At 59.2% G+C, this 20802-nt stretch carries 16 protein-coding genes; all 16 read left to right on the forward strand.

The genetic code is table 11. From position 1 onward, the window contains the following. Window positions 1-146: 146 nt before the first annotated feature. The 16 genes from mraZ (at window position 147) to ftsZ (ending at window position 20574) form a co-directional block, all read left to right on the forward strand. Window positions 147-584: a division/cell wall cluster transcriptional repressor MraZ gene (gene mraZ, locus PV407_RS20480; protein WP_332091848.1), complete on the forward strand. Its 438-nt coding sequence runs from the start codon at window positions 147-149 to the stop codon at window positions 582-584. Between the two features lie 53 nt (window positions 585-637). Continuing rightward, entirely contained in the window at window positions 638-1597 is a 960-nt protein-coding gene (gene rsmH / locus PV407_RS20485; RefSeq protein WP_332091849.1) for a 16S rRNA (cytosine(1402)-N(4))-methyltransferase RsmH, read from the forward strand. Window positions 1598-1645: 48 nt separating this feature from the next. After that, a complete protein-coding gene (gene ftsL, locus PV407_RS20490) occupies window positions 1646-2047 on the forward strand; it encodes a cell division protein FtsL (protein ID WP_332091850.1) in 402 nt (133 codons plus the stop codon). 14 nt (window positions 2048-2061) lie between these two features. Further along, on the forward strand, window positions 2062-4380 hold the full coding sequence (locus tag PV407_RS20495; protein ID WP_332091851.1) for a penicillin-binding transpeptidase domain-containing protein: 2319 nt from the start codon (window positions 2062-2064) through the stop codon (window positions 4378-4380). An 85-nt stretch (window positions 4381-4465) separates the two neighbouring features. Further along, on the forward strand, window positions 4466-6391 hold the full coding sequence (locus PV407_RS20500; RefSeq protein WP_332091852.1) for a stage V sporulation protein D: 1926 nt from the start codon (window positions 4466-4468) through the stop codon (window positions 6389-6391). A gap of 115 nt (window positions 6392-6506) precedes the next feature. After that, window positions 6507-8000: a UDP-N-acetylmuramoyl-L-alanyl-D-glutamate--2,6-diaminopimelate ligase gene (locus PV407_RS20505; RefSeq protein WP_332091853.1), complete on the forward strand. Its 1494-nt coding sequence runs from the start codon at window positions 6507-6509 to the stop codon at window positions 7998-8000. Further along, entirely contained in the window at window positions 7997-9388 is a 1392-nt protein-coding gene (locus tag PV407_RS20510) for a UDP-N-acetylmuramoyl-tripeptide--D-alanyl-D-alanine ligase (RefSeq protein WP_332091854.1), read from the forward strand. Before PV407_RS20505 ends, PV407_RS20510 begins: the two co-directional genes overlap by 4 nt. Window positions 9389-9412: 24 nt before the next feature. Then, window positions 9413-10369 carry a phospho-N-acetylmuramoyl-pentapeptide-transferase gene (gene mraY / locus PV407_RS20515; RefSeq protein ID WP_332091855.1) on the forward strand — a complete coding sequence of 319 codons (957 nt, stop codon included), beginning with the start codon at window positions 9413-9415 and terminating at the stop codon, window positions 10367-10369. 18 nt (window positions 10370-10387) lie between these two features. After that, the gene (gene murD / locus PV407_RS20520; RefSeq protein ID WP_332091856.1) at window positions 10388-11812 is read left to right on the forward strand and encodes a UDP-N-acetylmuramoyl-L-alanine--D-glutamate ligase; all 1425 of its coding nucleotides are present in this window, start codon (window positions 10388-10390) and stop codon (window positions 11810-11812) included. A 395-nt stretch (window positions 11813-12207) separates the two neighbouring features. Next, window positions 12208-13305 (forward strand): stage V sporulation protein E, encoded by a 1098-nt coding sequence (gene spoVE, locus PV407_RS20525; protein WP_332091857.1) that lies wholly within the window; start codon window positions 12208-12210, stop codon window positions 13303-13305. Between the two features lie 3 nt (window positions 13306-13308). Continuing rightward, window positions 13309-14376: an undecaprenyldiphospho-muramoylpentapeptide beta-N-acetylglucosaminyltransferase gene (locus PV407_RS20530; RefSeq protein ID WP_332091858.1), complete on the forward strand. Its 1068-nt coding sequence runs from the start codon at window positions 13309-13311 to the stop codon at window positions 14374-14376. 252 nt (window positions 14377-14628) lie between these two features. Then, window positions 14629-15534, forward strand: coding sequence for a UDP-N-acetylmuramate dehydrogenase (gene murB, locus PV407_RS20535; RefSeq protein ID WP_332091859.1), 906 nt, complete (start codon window positions 14629-14631; stop codon window positions 15532-15534). A 57-nt stretch (window positions 15535-15591) separates the two neighbouring features. Then, a complete protein-coding gene (gene murA, locus PV407_RS20540; RefSeq protein ID WP_332091860.1) occupies window positions 15592-16869 on the forward strand; it encodes a UDP-N-acetylglucosamine 1-carboxyvinyltransferase in 1278 nt (425 codons plus the stop codon). Between the two features lie 108 nt (window positions 16870-16977). After that, window positions 16978-17796, forward strand: coding sequence for a cell division protein FtsQ/DivIB (locus tag PV407_RS20545; protein WP_332091861.1), 819 nt, complete (start codon window positions 16978-16980; stop codon window positions 17794-17796). Window positions 17797-18155: 359 nt separating this feature from the next. Then, entirely contained in the window at window positions 18156-19397 is a 1242-nt protein-coding gene (ftsA, locus tag PV407_RS20550; protein WP_332091862.1) for a cell division protein FtsA, read from the forward strand. A 49-nt stretch (window positions 19398-19446) separates the two neighbouring features. Continuing rightward, on the forward strand, window positions 19447-20574 hold the full coding sequence (gene ftsZ, locus PV407_RS20555) for a cell division protein FtsZ (protein WP_332091863.1): 1128 nt from the start codon (window positions 19447-19449) through the stop codon (window positions 20572-20574). The last annotated feature ends 228 nt before the right edge of the window (window positions 20575-20802 follow it).

The raw sequence follows: 20802 nt of genomic DNA on the forward strand, positions 1-20802 counted from the left end.
CGCGTTTCCTCCCGGAGCGCGGTTGGCGAATTATTTATTTCAAAAAATCTTGCCCGAACGAGGCAGGATTTTTTTTGTCTTTGCCGAATACAACAAACAGAGTGGTGCAAAGTGGGGGAAAGTGGAGGGAAAGGGGGGCGCTCGGAATGTTCATGGGGGAATATCAGCACTCGATCGATGAGAAGGGTCGCATGATCGTTCCCGCCAAATTCCGCGAAGCTCTCGGCCCCCAGTTCATCGTCACCCGCGGTCTCGACAACTGCTTGTTCGTTTACCCGAAGGAAGAATGGAGCGTTCTCGAACAAAAGCTGAAAAGCTTGCCGCTGATGAAGGCCGACGCGCGCGCCTTCACCCGCTTTTTCTTCTCCGGCGCGACCGAATGCGAGCTCGACAAGCAGGGCCGGATCAACATTCCGAACAATTTGTGCGAACACGCCAAGCTGGTCAAAGAGTGCGTCGTGCTCGGCGTTTCGAATCGGGTGGAGATTTGGAGCAAGGAAAATTGGGAAAACTACTTCAAACAGTCGGAAGAGTCGTTCAACGAAATCGCCGAAAAACTCGTCGACTTCAACTTTGATTTGTAATTCGGCTCCGGTTTGCAGCGGGGTGCCGGAAACAGCGGCAGGAGGATTTGCGATTGTTCGAGCATGTGACGGTATTATTGGAAGAATCGGTAGACGCCTTGCATATACGGCCTGACGGCATTTACGTAGATTGCACGATGGGGGGAGCGGGACACAGCTCGCTGATCGCCTCGAAGCTGGGCGACGGCGGCAAGCTGATCGCGTTCGATCAGGACGACGCCGCGCTTGAAAACGGAAAGAAGCGGCTTGCTCCTTACGGCGAGCGCGTTCGTTTGGTCAAAAGCAACTTTCGCCGGCTGCGCGAAGTGCTGGAGCAATTCGATTTCGTGCCGAAGGAACGCGGCGTGCCGCAGGTGGACGGCATTTTGTTCGATCTGGGCGTTTCTTCGCCGCAGCTCGACGAGGCCGAGCGCGGATTCAGCTACAACCATGACGCGCCGCTCGACATGCGGATGGACCGTAGCACGGAGCTGACGGCCCGAACGATCGTTAACGAATGGAGCGAAAGCGACATCGCCCGCATTTTGTTCGAGTACGGAGAGGAGAAGTTTTCGCGCAAAATCGCCAGGGCGATCGTTCGCCGCCGCGACGAAGGGGCGATCGAAACGACCGGGCAGCTCGTCGATCTGATCAAAGAGGCGATTCCCGCGGCGGCGCGGCGCACCGGACCGCATCCGGCGAAGCGAAGCTTCCAGGCGCTCCGCATCGCGGTCAACGACGAGCTCGGCGCGTTCGAGGACGCGCTGTCGCAAACGATCGCCTGTCTCGCGCCGGGCGGAAGGGCGGCGGTCATTACGTTCCATTCGCTCGAAGACCGGATTTGCAAGCGCGAATTCGCGAAATTTGTTGAAACATGCACGTGTCCGCCCGATTTTCCGGTATGCGTTTGTCAAAAAAAGGGGAATATTCGCCTTGTGAACCGGAAGCCGATATTGCCCACAGGCGAAGAGCTGGAGCGAAATCCGCGCGCGCGGTCGGCCAAGCTGCGCGTAGCGGAAAAGCTGGAGACGTAACACGAAGCACGAACCATATGGGGATAGCCCGAAGGAGGAGACGCCCGAATGTCGGCATACATTAACGGAAACTTGGCGATCGAGCCGAAGCCCACGAAAAAATCGAAGGTGCAGGAAAAGAAGAAGGTCGTCGTCAAACGCAAAACGATTCCGGTACAGGAGAAGCTGCTGTACTTGTTCACCGTCATCGTGTGCGTCTTGGTGGCGGGCGTCATCATATGGCGTTATGCGCAAATCTACGAGCTGAACACGAGAATGCAAAAAATAGAGAGCCAGATCAAAGCGCTGCAAATCGAAAACAACAAGCTGAAGCTGGAAATAACGAAATACCAGGATCCGAAACGGCTGCTCGATCAGGCGAAGTCGCTCGGGCTCGTGCCGAACGAGGAGCTGAACCAGGTGACGAAGTCGTCTTCCGGCAGCGATTCGGTCGCGATGAAAAAAGAATAAAGAGGTAGTAGACGATGACCAAAAAAGTAAAGCTGCGCACCGTATGGATAGGGGGATTGTTCACCCTATTTTTTATTGTCCTGATCGGTAAAATATATTGGGTTCAAGTGGTGAACGCGTCGGAGCTGCTGAAAAAAGCGCAAGTCATGTGGGAGCGGACGAAAACGATTCAGCCGGTTCGGGGCTCGATCGTCGATTCCCACAACCAAGTGTTGGCCGAGGACGGCCCGTCGTATACGGTCGTCGTCAACCCGAAAATCATCGATTCGCTTAAAAACGGAAGAGAGGTCGTCAGGGAGCTGTCGGCGATACTCGGCAAGCCGGAATCCGAGCTGACGGACTTGATCACGAAGCGCAAAGACGACGGCACGCTCGCAACATGGGTGGAGGTGCGAAGCGAGGGCTGGAAAGTCGACGCCGAAACGGCCGATAAAATCGCCACGGCGCTCAAGCTGGAAACGCCGCTTAACAATCAAAGCAATTTGTATACGCGCGGCGTCTATTTGGAAGAGTCGCCGAAGCGCTACTATCCGGGCGGCAGTCTTGCCGCGCACGTGATCGGCTATTTCGATAAAAACGGCAAGGCGGTCATGGGGCTCGAGGCCATGTACGACGACTTGCTGAAGGGCAAGCCCGGACAAATCATTACCGAAAGAGACCGGATGGGGTACGAGCTGCCGGACGCCAAAGGAAGCTACGAGCCGGCGGAAGACGGAAAGACGCTCAAGCTGACGATCGACCGCAATATTCAGTCGTACCTGGAAACCGCGATGGAGCGGTCGTTCAACGAGTTCAAGCCGAAAAGCATGACGGCGATCGCGATGGATCCGAAAACGGGCGGAATACTCGGGATGGCCAACATGCCGACGTTCAACCCGGCCAAATATTGGGAAGCGAAGCCGGATGCGTTCCGCAACAACGCCATTTCGTCGCAGTTCGAGCCGGGCTCGACGTTCAAGCTCGTGACGCTGGCGGGCACCGTGGAGGAAGGGCTGTTCGATCCGAACGAAACGTTCAAGTCGGGTTCGATCAAAATTTACGACCGGACGCTCAAGGACCATAACAACGGCGCGGGCTGGGGGACGATTAACTATTTGGAAGGGCTGAAGCGATCGAGCAACGTGGCGTTCGTCAAGCTCGGCTACGAGAAGCTGAAGCCGGCCAAGCTGGAGGAATACATCAACAAGTTCCGCTTCGGCCAAAAAACCGGAATCGACCTGCCGGGCGAAGTGAAAGGCTTGATCCGTTTCGGCTATCCGGTCGATTATGCGACCGCGACGTACGGCCAAGGCGGCGTTTCGGTCACGGCCATCCAGCAAATCGCCGCCTACGCGGCGATCGCAAACGGCGGCAAAATGATGCAGCCGCACGTCGTCAAAGCGGTGCTCGATCCGAAAACGAACGAGCCGATTCAGACGTTCGAGCCGAAAGAGGTCGCCCAAGTCGTCTCGCCGCAAACGGCCGCCAAAGTGACGGAATATTTGGAGCAGGTCGTCTCCGGCGAATACGGCACCGGCAAAAACGCCGCCATCGAAGGGTACCGGGTCGCCGGCAAAACCGGTACGGCGAACATCGTTATCAACGGCAAATATGCCGACGATCAGTGGGTTATTACATTCGCCGGCTACGCTCCGGTCGAAGATCCGAAAATCGTCGTGCTCGTTCTCGCCGACCAGCCGGATTTGCACGGGAACTACCATAACGGCGGTCTCGTCGCCCCCGTCGTATTCAAGGAAATCATGTCGCAAAGCTTGCGATATATGAACGTAAAGGCGACCGTGACGCAGGAGCTGTCCGGCGTCGAGAAGAAGGTCGTCGCCCCGGATTCGGCCGGCAAGACGATCGGAGAGGCCAAGAAGCAGCTCGGCGACATGAAGCTGCGCTACGACGTTCTCGGCAAAGGCGCCAAAGTAATCGCCCAATTTCCGGCGGCCGGTACGGAAATTAGCCCGAACCAACGAATCTATTTGTTGACCGAAGAGAGCGAAGGCGTCGAGCTGCCGAATTTGGAAGGCAAATCGCTTCGCGACGCGCTGGCCGTCTGCTCGTTTATGAAAGTCGATTGCTCGGTTAGCGGCGAAGGCTACGTCGCCTCGCAAACGATCGTTGCGGGCGGGGAGCACAAGACGGTCGCCCTGCAGCTCGTGCCGTGGAACGAGCTGGAGAAGGCGAAGGCGGAAGCGGCCAAGACGGCGTCGCAAACCCAGTCTCAAGCTTCCGGCAAAAACGTGCAGACGTCGGGCTCGGGGCAGGCCGGCGGCAATCGCTCGCAGTCCCAGACGCAAACGCAGACGCAATCGCAAACCCAGTCGCAGTCGTCGAAGAAGCCATAAGCTTGTTCTAACCCCTTCGTCCCTCGAATAGCTATGTTATGAAACGCTCTAGCTATCGGAACAGGGATCGGAGGGGGTATCCATCGTGAAAGTATCCAGCGTAACGGTCAGACGCAGATTGGTTATCGCGCTGCTCGGCAGCGGCATCATTTTCGCCGCGCTCGTCGTGCGCCTCGCTTACGTGCAGCTCGTCATCGGCAGCGATTTGGCGGCGAAAGCCGAAGATTTGTGGCGCCGGGAAATCCCGTTCGCCGCCAAGCGCGGCGAAATTTGGGACAGAAGCGGCGTCAGGCTCGCTTACAATGTCAGCTCCCCGTCCATCCTGGCCATTCCGGCGCAAATCGAGGATGCGCGCGCTACGGCGGCGCAGCTCGCGAACGTGCTGCAGATGAACGAGGAAGACGTCTATAAAATGATTACGAAGCGCGAATCGAGCGTCTATATACGGCCGGGCGGACGTAAAATTTCCGAGGAGAAGGCGAACGAAGTCCGCAATTTGAATTTGCCTGGCATCAAGGTGGCGGAGGACAACAAGCGGTATTATCCGTTCGGATCGCTCGCTTCGCACATTCTCGGCTTTACCGGCATCGACAAAGGGCTGACCGGAGTCGAAGCCTCCTATAACGGCGAGCTGGCCGGCATAAACGGCAACGTTTCGTTTTTGGCCGACGCGTCGGGCGGCGTCATGCCGAATTCGTCGGAGCATTACCGGGCGCCGCGGGACGGCATGAACCTGCAGCTGACGATCGACAAAAACATCCAGTCGTATTTGGAGCGCGAGCTCGATCAGGCGATGGTGCAGCATCAGGCGAAAAACGCGATCGCCATCGCGATGGACCCGAACACCGGCGAAATACTCGGCATGTCGGCGCGGCCGACGTACGACCCGACCAACTTCCTCGACTATCCGAGCGAGGTGTACAACCGCAATTTGCCGATCTGGATGACGTACGAGCCCGGTTCGACGTTCAAAATCATAACGCTCGCCGCCGCTCTGGAAGAGAAGAAGGTGAACCTGCAGCGCGACACGTTTTTCGACCCGGGCTTCGTCGAGGTCGGCGGCGCCAGGCTTCGCTGCTGGAAACGGGGCGGGCACGGCAGCCAGACGTTTTTGCAGGTCGTCGAAAATTCGTGCAACCCCGGCTTCGTCGCCTTGGGGCAGCGGCTCGGCAAAGAAACGCTGTTCGATTACATCCGCCGGTTCGGCTTCGGGCAGAAGACGGGCATCGATCTCGGCGGCGAAGAAAACGGCATTTTGTTCAAGCTGTCGAAGGTCGGACCGGTCGAGCTGGCGACGACGTCGTTCGGCCAAGGCGTATCGGTGACGCCGATTCAGCAAATCGCCGCGGTGTCGGCCGCGGTTAACGGCGGCAAGCTGTTCCAGCCGCACGTGGCGAAGGCGTGGTACAGCCCGGAAACGGGCGAGAAGGTGAAGACGGTCGAGCCGACGCTCGTTCGCCAAGTGATCTCGGAGTCGACGTCGAAGCAGGTGCGCGAAGCGCTGGAAAGCGTGGTGGCGAAAGGAACCGGGCGTCCCGCGTTCATCGACGGCTACCGGGTCGGCGGCAAAACCGGTACGGCGCAAAAAGTTATCGGAGGCCGTTATTCGCCCGACGAGCATATCGTGTCGTTTATCGGCTTCGCGCCGGCGGACGATCCGAAAATCGTCGTGTACGTAGCGATCGACGACCCGGCCGGCATTCAGTTCGGCGGGCTTGTCGCCGCTCCCGTCGTCAAAAACATCATGACCGACGCGCTTCGGTATATGGGCGTCGAGCCGCGCAAAGACCAGATCGAGCGGGAATACCGGTACGGAGAGACGAAGGTCGTCGAAGTGCCCGATCTGATCGGTCATTCGGTCAGCGACATTTACGAAGACATGAACATGAACTTCCGGCTGGAAAAGTTCGGCACCGGCGACGAAGTGATCAGCCAGGCGCCGAAGGCGGGCGACCGCGTCGAACAGGGCAGCACGATCCGTATTTACATGGGCAATCATCCGGAATCGTGACCCGCGCGGAAAAATCGGCGGTCCGGCCGTGTTTTCGCAGGCAAACGTGTCAATACTGGTAACACTTGGATTTCATACGGCATAACCAATGTGACGGAAAAAAGAAGGTGGTTCCATGCGGCTTGAGCAGCTAGCATCGCTATTCATCGGCTCCCGGATCGACGGGGACGGGCAAACGGCCGTGACCGGCATCCAAACCGATTCGCGCCGCGTGCGCCCGGGAGACTTGTTCATTTGCGTCCCCGGCTTCGTCAGCGACGGCCACGACTTTGCGGCGAAAGCGGCGCAGGCGGGAGCCGCGGCCCTCGTCGTGGAGCGGGACGTTCCGGTCTCTCTTCCGAAGCTGTTCGTCAAAGACGCCCGGTATGCGATGGCGGTCATCGCCTGCCGGTTTTACGAGTACCCGAGCCGGGAGCTGAAGCTGATCGGAGTGACGGGAACGAACGGCAAAACGACGACGGCCTCGCTGATCGAACATATATTGCGCGATCAAAAGCTGCGCACCGGCCTGATGGGAACGATCGGCATGAAAATAGGCGACGCCTGGTTCGAAGCGGAGCGGACGACGCAGGAAGCGGCCGATTTGCAAATGAACCTGCGCAAAATGCGGGACGCCGGCACGGATTACGCCGTCATGGAAGTGTCGAGCCACGCTTTGGAACTCGGCCGGGTGAAAGGGTGCCGGTTTCGCACCGCGCTGTTTACGAATTTGACCCAGGACCATCTCGATTTCCATGGGACGATGGACCGGTACAAGGCGGCCAAAGGATTGTTTTTCTCGCGGCTCGGCAACGAATTTTCGAGCGATCCGAACGAAGCGGTATATGCCGTGCTGAACGGCGACGACGACGCTTCGGCCGATTACGCCAAAATGACGAGCGCCCAGGTCGTCACGTACGGTCTCGGGGAAGGCGCCGACGTGCGGGCGACCGACATTCGCATCGCTCCCGGCGGAACCCGATTCACCGTTACGGCGTTCGGCGAACGGGCCGACGTATCGATGAAGCTGGTCGGCAAATTCAACGTCTACAACGCGCTCGGGGCCATTTCATCAACTTTGATCGAAGGGATTCCACTTCCGGCGATCGCGAATAGTTTAGAGAGGGTGAGCGGCGTCCCGGGACGGATGGAGACGGTCGACGCCGGCGCGGCCGCCGGTTATTCGGTCGTCGTCGATTACGCGCACACGCCGGACGGCCTGCAAAACGCGCTCGAGACGATCCGCGAATTTTGCGAAGGCCGGATCATTACCGTCTTCGGCTGCGGCGGCGATCGCGACCGGTCGAAGCGGCCGCTCATGGGGGCGGTCGCCGCCCGCGGCAGCGACTACGTCATCGTCACGTCCGACAATCCGAGATCGGAACGGCCGGAGGCGATCATGGCCGACATCGAGCCCGGCCTGACGGCGGAGGGCGCCTCGGCGGAACGCTACGCGCTTATCGCGGACCGGCGCGAGGCGATCTATAAAGCAGTTGAAATGGCAAGCCCCCGCGATGTAATATTAATTGCGGGAAAAGGGCATGAACCGATTCAGATCGTAGGCGGCGTCCAGCATCATTTCGACGACCGGCTGGTTGCCCAGGAAGCGATAAGGAGTAGATCGAAGTGATCATTCGCACGTTCGGCGAAATCGCCGACATGGTATCGGGAACGGGAACAAACGGCGACGATTCGCTCGTCGTTCGCGGCGTCTCCAAAGACACGAGAACGATTCAGGCCGGCAACTTGTACGTCCCGATCATCGGGGAGCGTTTCGACGGACACGACTTCGCGAAGGAAGCGCACGACCGGGGAGCGGCGGCGACTTTGTGGCAGCGTGACCGCGGCGAGCCGCCGGAAGGCGTGCCGGCGATCGTCGTCGACGATTCGCTGGCGGCCTTGCAGCGGCTTGCGGCTCGTTATCGCGAGCAGCTGCCGGTGCGCATCGTCGGCGTTACCGGCAGCAACGGGAAGACGACGACGAAAGACATGATCGCGGCCGTATTGGCCCAGCGGTTTCACGTGCATAAAACGGAAGGCAACTTGAACGGCGATATCGGACTGCCGCTCATGATTCTGCAAATGGACGGCACGACCGAAATCGCCGTGCTCGAGATGGGGATGCGCGGATTCGGGGAAATCGAGCTGCTGACTCGAATCGCCCGCCCCGAGGCGGCGGTCGTGACGATGATCGGCGAGGCGCATTTGGAGCGGCTCGGCTCGAGGGAAGGCATCGCGCGGGCGAAGCTGGAAATACTCGGCGGGCTGCGGCGAGGCGGCTTGTTCGTCTATAACGGCGACGAGCCGCTGATCGACTCGCTGCTCCCGGAGACGGCGAAGCCCGATGCGATGACGAGCGTCCGGTTCGGCGAATCGGCGGACAACGACTTATGGCTGCGGGACGTCGGGATGGGACCCGACGGCACCGAGTTCGTACCGGGCGGCCTCTCGGAGCGGACGTACCGCATTCCGCTGCTCGGCCGGCATAACGCGGTGAACGCGCTGGCGGCGATCGCCATAGGCCGCCATTTCGGCATGGACGAGGCGGCGATCGCCGCCGGTCTCGCCGCGATGCGGCCGACCGGGATGCGCATCGAGAAGCTGGAGGCGGAGTCGGGCTTCACGGTGCTGAACGACGCGTACAACGCCAGTCCGGCCTCGACCCGCGCCGCATTGGAGCTTCTGGCGGATTTGACCGGCTACGGGCGAAAAATCGTCGTCCTCGGCGACATGCTGGAGCTCGGCGAGGAAGAGGAGCGGTTTCATCGCGATATCGGCGCGCTGCTCACGCCGGACCGGTTCGATTACGTGTACGCGTTCGGACCGCTGTCGAAATATACGGCGGAATCGGCCATGCCCGCGTTTCCGGAAGGGCGGGTCAAATGGTTCGAGCGCAAGGAAGAATTGCTGCGCGATATTCTGGGCGTCGCCGAGCCGTCCGATATCGTGCTGGTCAAAGGCTCGAGAGGGATGAAGCTGGAAGAAGCCGTCCACGGGCTGGTGGCCGCACGACTGTAAGATAGGAGGGGGAGCGAGGCCGTCATGGAAATGAAAGTGATCTTGTTTACGATGGGAGCCGCATTTTTGCTCGCGCTCATTTTAGGGCCGATCTGCATTCCGATATTGCGGCGACTCAAATTCGGCCAGCAAATACGCACCGACGGTCCGCAAGGGCATCTGAAGAAGGCCGGTACCCCGACTATGGGCGGCACCATTATTTTGCTTGCATTATCGATCGCTTTTTTGCGATTTACCGATATGACGATCGACAGCGTCATTTTGCTGGTCGCTGCGCTCGGTTACGGGCTCGTCGGCTTTTTGGACGACTATATTAAAATTTTGTTCAAGCGGTCGCTCGGCCTTACCGCCAAGCAGAAGCTGTTCGGGCAGTTGTTTTTTTCCGGCGTCGTATGCTACCTTTTATATCGGAGCGGGCATTCTACGAGTCTTGCGATCCCGTTCACCGATTATTCGATCGAAATCGGCTGGTGGCTGTACGTGCCGTTCGTCGTCATCATGATGCTCGGGATGTCCAACGCGGTCAACTTCACCGACGGCTTGGACGGTTTGCTCGCGGGCACGAGCGCGATCGCGTTCGGCGCGTATACGATCGTCGCGATGGTGCACTCCGAGATGGAGACGGCGATCTTTTCGGCTTCGATGGTCGGGGCGGTGCTCGGCTTCCTCGTCTTCAACGCCCATCCGGCGAAGGTGTTCATGGGCGACACGGGGTCGCTCGGCATCGGCGGCGGACTGGCCGCGGCCGCTCTTCTGACCAAATCGGAGCTGCTCATTTTGATCGTCGGCGCCGTCTTCGTCGTCGAAATGCTGTCCGTCGTCATCCAGGTCGTTTCGTTCAAAACGCGCGGCAAACGCGTCTTCCGCATGAGCCCGATCCACCACCATTACGAGCTGGTCGGCTGGTCGGAATGGCGGATCGTCGTGACGTTCTGGTTTGCCGGTCTCGTTTGCGCGGGGCTTGCGCTGTTCAACTTGTAAAGGTGGGATTGCACACGTATGAATCATCCCGAGCGATACCGGGGCGAGGAAGTCGTCGTATTGGGCCTCGCGAGAAGCGGCGTTGCGGTCGCGAAGCTGTTTGCGGACTGCGGCGCCGTCGTCACGGTTAACGATAAGAAGGAGCGTTCTTTATGCCCTGAGGCCGACGAACTGGCGGCTCTGGGTATTTCTGTTCTATGCGGAGGTCATCCGGATACGTTGATTCATCCCGGCGTGAAGCTTGTCGTGAAAAACCCGGGGATTCCTTATTCGATCGAGCCCGTCCGGCAAGCGCTGCGGCTCGGCATCGAGGTCGTCACCGAAGTCGAGGTGGCGAGCTACATATGCGAAGCGCCGATCATCGGCATTACGGGCTCGAACGGCAAAACGACGACGACGACTTGGGTCGGCCTCATGCTGGACGAAGCCGGGCTTCGGCCAATCGTGGCCGGCAATATCGGCCGCGCGTTGTGCGAAGCGGCGATGGAGGCGACCGGGGCGAACCGGATGGTCGTCGAGCTGAGCAGCTTTCAGCTGAAAGGGACGGTCCATTTTCGCCCGAGCATCGCTTGCCTTCTGAATGTATGCGAGACGCATCTCGATTATCACGGCACGATGGAGGACTATATCGCCTCCAAAGCGAAAATTTTTGCGAATCAAACGGAGCAAGACGTCGCCGTCCTCAATTGGGACGATGCGGTATGCCGCGGCATCGCGCCGACCGTTAAGGCGCGGCTCGTGCCGTTCTCGATGAAGGAGCGGCTGGCGAGGGGCGTTTACATGGAGCCGCCTCTCGCCTCGGCCGACGAGGCGCTGACGAAGTCGCATCGGATCGTTTACAAGGACGAGGCCGGCGGCGAGACGGTCGTGCTGCCCGCGAAGCAGCTGGGCATTCCCGGCAAGCACAATGCGGGAAACGCGTTGGCCGCCGTCGCCGTCGCGATTGCCGCCGGAGCCGGCCTGGAGCCGATTCGCAAGGCGCTTCGCGAGTTTCGCGGCGTCGAGCACCGTCTCGAGTTCGTAGAGGAGAAGGACGGCATCGCCTATTACAACAATTCGAAGGCGACCAATTGGTCGGCAACGATCGCCGACCTGCAGTCGTTCGACAAGCCGATCGTGCTCATCGCCGGCGGCAAAGACCGCGGGTCCGAGTTTACGCCGCTGCTCCCTTATTTGAAGCGGAGCGTGAAAGCGGTCGTGGCGATCGGGGAAACGCGCGACAAATTCGCCCGGCTGGCGAAGGAGGCGGGGATTAGTCTCGTCAAAACGGTCGATACTGGGAGTAGCGCAGCCGAAACGCTCGAACAAGCGGTCCGGGACGCCCGGTCGTTCGCCGGCCCCGGCGACGTCGTGCTGCTCTCGCCGGCTTGCGCCAGTTGGGATATGTTCGAATCTTACGAGATTCGGGGACGCATGTTTAAAGAGTCGGTGCATAAGTTGTAGAGAGGGCTTGTTTACTTCGATTGCCGCATGCGCCTAGATCGAGCGCTTTTGACGAACACCGGGAAAACGAAAAGGAAGCGGCGGATGACAGGAACGGGAAGTACGCTCCACCCGCTGTTGAAACGGCGTCCTTTGGATTGGACGATGCGGGGAGGACGCCGTTTCAAAGGCGGGCCGTAAACTTTCCGCTGTACTCCTCCGTCCCTTCGGCGGTTCATTTCGTTTCCCTAATCCGTCAAAAGGAGATTGGCGCACGACGGATCATCGCTGCAAACAAGCCCGAGAGAGGGAAGCAGAAAAGAGGGCCGGACCGGACAGGCCGCAGGCCGAGTGCCGAGCGCCGAGGGCCGAACGCCCCTTTTCACGCTCCCCCCGTCTATGGAGGTTATGCGGCGATGTCGAAGATACGCTCGTTCCCCGATCCGTGGATCCTCATATCCACGCTGCTCATTTTGTCCATCGGCGTTGTGATGGTGTACAGCGCCAGCGCGGTTCTCGCCTTTCACGACTACGGCGATCATTTTTACTATTTGAAGCGGCAGCTCATCTTTGCCGTTCTCGGCATTGCGGCGATGTTTTTTACGATGAACGTCGACTATTGGGTATGGAAAAAGTACGCGAAGGTCGGCCTGATCGTCTGCTTCGCGCTGCTCGTCATCGTGCTTATTCCCGGCGTCGGCGTCGTGCGCGGCGGCGCCCGCAGCTGGCTCGGCATCGGCTCGTTCGGCATTCAGCCGTCGGAGTTCATGAAGCTCGGCATGATCGTGTTTCTCGCCAAGCTGCTTTCCGAGGAACAGTCGAAAATTACGCATTTTACGCGCGGCTTGCTGCCGTCGCTCGGCCTCATCGGCCTCGCCTTCGGCATGATCATGCTACAGCCGGACCTCGGCACGGGCGCGGTGCTCGTCGGCGCTTCGCTGCTCATCATTTATACGGCGGGCGCGCGCATCTCGCATTTGGCGTACCTCGGCCTGGTCGGACTCGTCGGGTTCGTCGGGCTGATCGCGGCCGCGCCTTACCGGCTGAAGCGGATTACCGCCTTTCTCGATCCGTGGCAGGATCCGCTCGGCGCCGGGTACCAATCGATCCAATCGCTGTACGCGATCGGACCGGGCGGACTGGCCGGGCTCGGACTCGGCATGAGCCGGCAAAAGTACAGCTATTTGCCGGAGCCGCAAACGGACTTCATTTTTTCCATCATCGCCGAGGAGCTCGGCTTCATCGGCGGCGCGACCGTATTGCTGCTGTTCGCCCTTCTCGTCTGGAGAGGGATGCGAACGGCCATCACGGCTCCCGACACGTTCGGCAGCCTGCTGGCGGTCGGCATCGTCGGGATGATCGCCGTCCAGGTCGTCATCAACATCGGCGTCGTGATCGGCATGTTTCCGGTTACCGGCATTACGCTTCCGCTGATCAGCGCGGGCGGATCGTCCCTGACTCTTATGCTGACTGCCATCGGCGTGCTGCTCAATATTTCCCGCTATGCGAGGTGAATGATGTTGAAATCGATCGTTTTCACCGGCGGCGGCTCGGCGGGACACGTCACCCCCAATTTGGCGTTGATCGCCAAACTTAAGGAACGCGGCTGGCGGGTCGACTATATCGGCTCGACGGACGGCATCGAAAAGTCGATTATCGAAGGCGCCGGAATCCGGTACCACCCGATTTCGTCGGGCAAGCTCCGCCGCTACTTCGATCCGAAAAATTTCAAAGATCCGTTCAAGGTGATGAAAGGCGTCGTCGACGCCTACCGGATCATTCGCAAGCTGAAGCCGAACGCCGTCTTTTCCAAAGGCGGCTTCGTGTCCGTTCCGGTCGTCGTCGCGGGATGGATGAACCGGGTACCCGTCATTATCCACGAATCGGACATGACGCCGGGTTTGGCGAACAAGCTGTCCCTTCCGTTCGCGTCCCGGATTTGCGTCACCTTTCCCGAAACGATGCGCCACCTGTCGCGCGGCAAGGCGGAGTGCACCGGCCTGCCGATCCGCGAGGAGATGCTGCGCGGCAGCGCCGTCAAAGGTCGCCATCTGTGCGAGTTCCATACGCAAAAGCCGGTGCTGTTCATCATGGGCGGCAGCCTCGGCTCCAAGGCGATCAACGATGCGGTGCGCGGCGGCTTGGACCGGCTGCTGCAGCGGTTCCAAATCGTCCACATTTGCGGCAAAGGCCATATCGCGTCGGAGCTGGCCGGCGTTCGCGGCTACCGCCAGTTCGAATTCGTCACGGCCGAGCTGCCGGACCTGCTGGCCATGGCCGACGTCGTCGTCTCGCGCTCCGGCTCGACTTCGATTTTCGAGTTTTTGTCGCTTCGCAAGCCGATGCTGCTCGTCCCGCTGACCAAAAACGCTTCGCGCGGCGACCAAATCCTGAACGCGGAATCGTTCCGCTCGCAAGGGTTCGGCGAAGTGCTGGAGGAAGAGCGAATGACCCCGGACTCGCTGACCGAGGAGCTGCTGCGCTTGTACGAACATCGCGACACGTATATCGCGCGCATGCAATCGCACTCGAACCAGGACAGCATCGCCCGCATTATCGGGCTGATCGAGCAATCGGCCCGCTGACGCCGGCTTCGCCGCTTCCGCGCGGTTGACGCGTCCGAACAGCGGGCCGCCCGTCCTCTGGGCGTTTGTCACACATCCCGCCGGCTTACATACTATACACTATAGCCGTGACATATACCGGGATACCGCGGAAGCACTTCTTGCGGAAAAATGGCCGTTTTTCTCATCGTGTTCGGACTTGGAACGCCGCAAACGACTGCAGACGACTGCGGCGACTCGCCAAGTCCCCCGACTTCGTGAAGGAGGTTCCCTATGCGCCAGGTTATACAAGATTTGCTTGCAGCCCGAGTGGGCGACATTCTTCCGAACGAACCGCTTGCCCCGTATACGACATGGAAAATAGGCGGCCCCGCGGACGTTCTCGTCGCTCCGAGCGGGAAAGCGGAGCTGGCGGAGACGATCCGCATTTTGCAACGCAGCGGGCAGCCGTTCCTGACGATCGGCAGAGGCTCGAACATGCTCGTTTCCGATAAAGGCGTCCGCGGCGTCGTCGTGAAGCTCGGCAAAGGACTGGACCACATTCGGATCGACGATACCGCCGTTACGGCCGGTGGCGCCGTTTCGCTCATTACGCTCTCCAACGTGGTCGGCAAGCAAGGATTGAGCGGGCTCGAATTCGCCGGGGGCATTCCCGGCACCGTAGGGGGCGCCGTCTACATGAATGCGGGGGCTCACGGCTCGGATATGTCACGTATTCTCAAAGAAGCCGAAATTGTGCTGGAAACCGGAGAAACGGTTCGATTGCGAAACGATGAAATGAAGTTCGCTTACCGCCATTCCCTGCTTCACGACCGCCCCGGCATCGTGACGGAAGCGGTGCTCGAGCTTGCTCGCGCGGACCGCAAGCAAATCGCGCAGGCGATGGCGGCGAACAAAGAACGTCGGATCAAAACGCAGCCGCTTCATTTGGCGACTGCCGGCAGCACGTTCCGCAACCCGGACGATCATCACGCCGCCAGGCTGATCGAGGAGGCGGGCCTGAAAGGGTACCGCGTCGGCGGGGCGGAAGTGTCGCCGCTGCACGCCAACTTCATCATCAATACCGGCGGCGCCACGGCGAGCGACGTTTTGCAATTGATGGATCACATCAGGAGCACGGTACGCGACAAGTTCGGCGTGTCGCTCACGCCCGAAGTGCTCGTCGTAGGCGAACGGTAATTCGCGGTATGATCCGGTTCCCGGCTTGCAAGGCAGGCTTTCGGGAGGGTATACACATTGGAGAAGCTCGTTATCGAAGGCGGGAAACCTTTATCCGGCAGCGTCCGGATTCATGGCGCCAAAAACGCCGCATTGCCGATTTTGGCGGCTTGCACGATGGCGGCGGGCGTTCACCGGATCGGGAACGTGCCGGATTTGCTCGATATTCACGTCATGCTGGACATTTTGCGCGCGCTCGGCTGCAAGGCGGAGCTGGCGGGCGACGTCGTTTCGCTGGAAACGTTGTCCATGAACTCGTCGCACGTTCCCGAGGAGCTGATGGGGCAGATGCGATCGTCCATCTTTTTGATGGGGCCGCTTCTATCCCGCTTCGGAGAGGTGCAGGTGCATCAGCCGGGAGGCTGCGCGATCGGGGAGCGCAAAATCGATTTGCATTTGAAAGGTCTTCATGCGCTCGGCGCGACGATCGAGGAATCGGGCAATACGATTACGTGCCGCGCCGGCCGGCTGAGAGGGGCGGACATTGCGCTCGATTATCCGAGCGTCGGCGCAACGGAAAACATTATGATGGCCGCGGCGTTGGCCGAGGGGATCACGACGATTTCGGGCGCCGCCCGCGAGCCGGAAATCCAGGATTTGCAAAACTTTTTGAACGCGATGGGCGCGAAAATGATCGGCGCCGGAACGGATACGATTACGATCGAAGGCGTCGAGCGGCTGACTCCGCGGGCGTACCGGATCATCCCCGACCGGATCGTGACGGGAACGCTCATGATCGCGGCCGCCGTAACGAAAGGCAGCGTTACGCTCGAACGCGTAAACCCCGCTCATCTGACGAGCGTCATACACGTCATGAAGCGCGCGGGTGTTCAAATCGCCGCGAGCGATGATATAATGACCGTAAGCAGTTCGTCCCGTCCGAAAGCGGTGGAGCGCGTCATTACGTCGCCTTATCCTTCGTTTCCGACCGATCTGCAGGCCCAGATGATGGTGTTTCTGGCGCTTGCCGAAGGAACGAGCGTCATGAAGGAGACGGTTTTCGAAGGACGGTTCAAGCACGTCGACGAGCTGACGCGCATGGGGGCCGACATCCGGGTCGATCGCAGCTGCGCGTACATTCGCGGAGTGCCGCGGCTGTACGGCGCGACGGTCGAAGCGACGGATTTGCGGGCGGGAGCCGCGCTCGTCATCGCCGGTCTGGCCTGCAGCGGCACGACGGTCGTGGAGCAAGTTCATCATATCGACCGCGGCTACGACCGGATCGAAAACATGTTCCGGCGGCTCGGCGCCAAAATCGAGCGCTACAGCCCGATCCGGCAGCTGAAAGTACCGTAACAACCGAAAAGACAAATATTTCGCCCGTGAGGTCCCCTTCTTGCTGGATGGAAGGGGATGTACGGCGTTTCATAGCGACATCCGCTTTTTGCGATTGGAGGGTTACCATTGCAGGAAAGAATGCCCGTGCTCCGCGAGGAGAAACCGAGACCGCGCCGCGGCAGCCGAAAGCTGCTTTTCTTTTTGCTGCTTCTGTTCGTTACGCTGCTGGCCGTTCTGTTTTTCCGTTCCTCCTTGAGCAAAATCGCCAGCATCGACATAACCGGCAACAAGGCGCTGACCGCGGAGGAGGTCGGACAAGCGGCCGCGATCGCGATCGGCGACAATTTTTTCGGCTTCCGTTCTTCGGCGGTGGAGAACCGCATCCGGCAGCTGCCGGCGGTCGAGAGCGTGACGGTCACGAAAAAGTTTCCCGGCTCGCTCCGCATCGCCGTTCAGGAATATCCGCACGTCGCGTTTCAAATCCGGCCGACCGGCGAGAAAGAAATGGTGCTCGCAAACGGCCTCGCTCTGCCCGTCAAGGAGCGCAACATCGTGATGGACAAGCCGATCCTGTCCGGCTGGGACGACGCGAACCCTTGGAAGCTGGAGCTTTGCGGTGCGCTCCGGCGCATATCGGACAAAATGCTTGCGGAAATATCCGAAATCCGGCCGTCTCCGACGAATACATACGAGGATAAAATCAAGATGTACACCCGCTCGCAATTCGAGGTGTATACGACGGTGACTTATTTGCCCGACAAAATTCAGTACGTGGAAGAAATGATCGATTTCCAGGTGATGGACAAGCAAACCGATCCGGGCGTTTTGGAGCTGCTGGAAGCGGACACGTTCATCCCGTTCGAGATGTATTACGGCAAGCCGCAAGGTACGGCCGCGGGCGGACAAAAATCGGACGCCAAGGATCCACAGAAAAAAGGAAATTGATACGAAAGCTGTAAGGATGGCGGATGCGGGAGGGCGCGCCGCGGAAGCCGCAAACATAACGGAGAAGCCGGTCGAAAGAGGCGAGTCTTAGGCCTCTTTTTGGCTTATTTTCGGGTTCGGCATCGGTCTTGCAGCCTACTAAAAAAAACTACTCAATCGTTTTAATAAATGGTAGAATTGTAATTATGGGATCGTGTAAGCTCTTGTCGGTTATACTCGCAAATTGCCAATAATTGATAGGCCGAAACCGCATAAAAAATTGTGAAAAAAAGAGGGAAACCAGTAACCGTGTGGAATAAGTACAAAGGCGTTTTATACACCTTTACCAATCATGAGGAATCTTTAGGAGGTGCCAAAGGTTGAGCAGCAATGACATCATTGTGAGTCTGGACATCGGTACGTCCAAAGTGCGAGCGATTATCGGCGAATTGAACAACGGCGCCATTAATATAATCGGGGTCGGCTCGGCCGACTCGGAAGGTATCCGCAAAGGAGCGATCGTGGATATCGATCAAACCGTGCAATCGATCCGCGGGGCGATCGACCATGCCGAACGGATGGTAGGCATACAAATATCGGAAGTGTACGTCGGCATAGCCGGTAATCATATCGCCTTGCAGTCGAGCCACGGCGTGGTGGCCGTCTCCAACGAAGACCGGGAAATCGGGGAAGAGGACATCGAGCGCGTGCTGCAAGCTTCGAAAGTGATCGCGCTGCCGCCGGAGAGGGAAATCATCGGCGTCGTACCGAAGCAATACGTAGTTGACGGCTTGGAGGGAATTCAAGATCCTAGAGGCATGATCGGCGTTCGGCTGGAAGTGGAAGCGACCATCATTACCGGCGCGAAGACGTCCATACATAACCTGCTCCGCTGCGTGGAGAAATCGGGGCTGCGCGTATCCGGCGTAGTTCTTATGGCGCTGGCCTCCGGGCAACTGTCGCTGTCCAAGGACGAGAAGACGGTCGGGACCGTTCTCGTCGATATCGGCGCCGGCGCGATTACGATCGCCGTGTTCGAGGAAGGGAGCCTGGTCGCGACTTCGACGCTGCCGATCGGCGGGGAATACATTACGAACGACATTTCGATCGGACTTCGCACGCAGCTCGATATCGCGGAAAAAATCAAGCTGAAATTCGGCTGCGCGGTCGCGGAAGACGCGGCGGCCGACCAGCTGTTCAAAGTGAACCGGATCGGCAGCAACGTCGACAAAGAATTTTCGCAGGTCGATTTGGCCCATATTATCGAGCCGAGGGTGCAGGAAATATTCCAGCTGATCCGCGCCGAAGTAGCGCGTCTCGGCTACGTCGAAGTGCCCGGCGGCTACGTGCTGACCGGCGGCGCCATGTCGATGCCCGGCATGCTGGAAATCGCGCAGGCGGAGCTCGAAAATTCGGTCCGGCTCGCGGTTCCCGACTTCATCGGCGTTCGCGACCCCGCTTATACGAGCGGCGTGGGTATCGTTCATTTCGTATCCAAGTTTTCGCGTCAGCGTCCGGGGGCGACGGTCAAGAAGCTTCCGACGGCGAGCAAAAAGGCGACGAGCGAGAATAAGCCCGGATTGTTCGAACGGATCAAAAATTATTTGAGCGAATTCATTTAGCTCTCGCGACTAAGGCGATCACGAGCACTTGAGGGAGGATAAAACATTTATGTTTGAAATTGATGTGGAGATGGAATCGCTGGCCAAGATCAAGGTGATTGGCGTCGGCGGCGGCGGGAGCAACGCGGTGAACCGCATGATCGAATTCGGCCTGAAGGGCGTCGAATTCATTACGGCGAACACCGACGCGCAAGCGCTGCAAACGGCTAAGTCCGAAATCAAGCTGCAGCTCGGGGAGAAGCTGACCCGCGGGCTCGGAGCGGGCGCGAATCCGGACGTGGGCAAAAAAGCGGCCGAGGAATCCCGGGATCAGATCGTCAACGCGCTTCGCGGCGCGGACATGGTGTTCGTCACCGCCGGCATGGGCGGCGGAACCGGCACCGGCGCGGCTCCGGTCATCGCGGAGATCGCGAAGGAATGCGGCGCGCTGACCGTCGGCGTCGTCACCCGGCCGTTTACGTTCGAAGGCCGCAAGCGCGCGGGACAAGCCGAACAAGGCATTATGGCGTTCAAGGAAAAAGTGGACACGCTTATCGTCATTCCGAACGACCGTTTGCTCGAAATTATCGATAAGAAAACGCCGATGCTCGAAGCGTTCCGCCAAGCGGACAACGTCCTTCACCAAGGCGTCAAAGGCATTTCCGACTTGATCGCGGTACCGGGTCTCATCAATCTCGATTTTGCCGACGTGAAGACGATCATGACCGAGCGAGGCTCCGCGCTTATGGGCATCGGCATCGCCACGGGCGAAAACCGTGCGGCCGAGGCGGCCAAGAAGGCGATCATGAGCCCGCTTCTGGAAACGTCGATCGACGGGGCGCGCGGCGTCCTGATGAACATTACGGGCGGCGTCAACTTGAGCCTGTACGAAGTGAACGAGGCCGCGGATATTGTCGCCACCGCATCGGATCCGGAAGTGAACATGATTTTCGGCGCAGGGATCGACGATAAGCTGACCGACGAAATTATGGTCACGGTCATCGCCACCGGCTTCGAGCATCAACCGGCGCCGTCCCAGCCTCAGCGGCGGGGCGTTGCCGGAATGTCGTCGGCCGAAAGCGTCGAACGGCCTTCGTCTCCGGGCGGAGTGCGTCCGTTCGGAGCCCAGCCTTCCGGCGATCAGCTGGACATTCCGACGTTTTTGCGCAATCGCGGCAAAAACAATCCGGGCCGTTGACCGGACAATCGAATACGTACGAACAAGGCAACTTACGCATGGCGTAGTTGTCTTTTTTTTGTTCGATCTTTACGTATATGCCGTTTCCGCCCGCAACTATTCCGATAAAAATTCGCTAAAAAAAGACGCTGCCCAGTGACAAGTTTAGACAGACTTTGAAATATGCTTACTATATACTTAAAATCGATTTCGCGATTCGAAAGCCGTTCGAAATCGCCGCGGCTTCAT

It is taken from the genome of Paenibacillus sp. GYB003, assembly GCF_036577625.1.
In the GTDB taxonomy this organism is placed as follows: domain Bacteria; phylum Bacillota; class Bacilli; order Paenibacillales; family NBRC-103111; genus Paenibacillus_AB.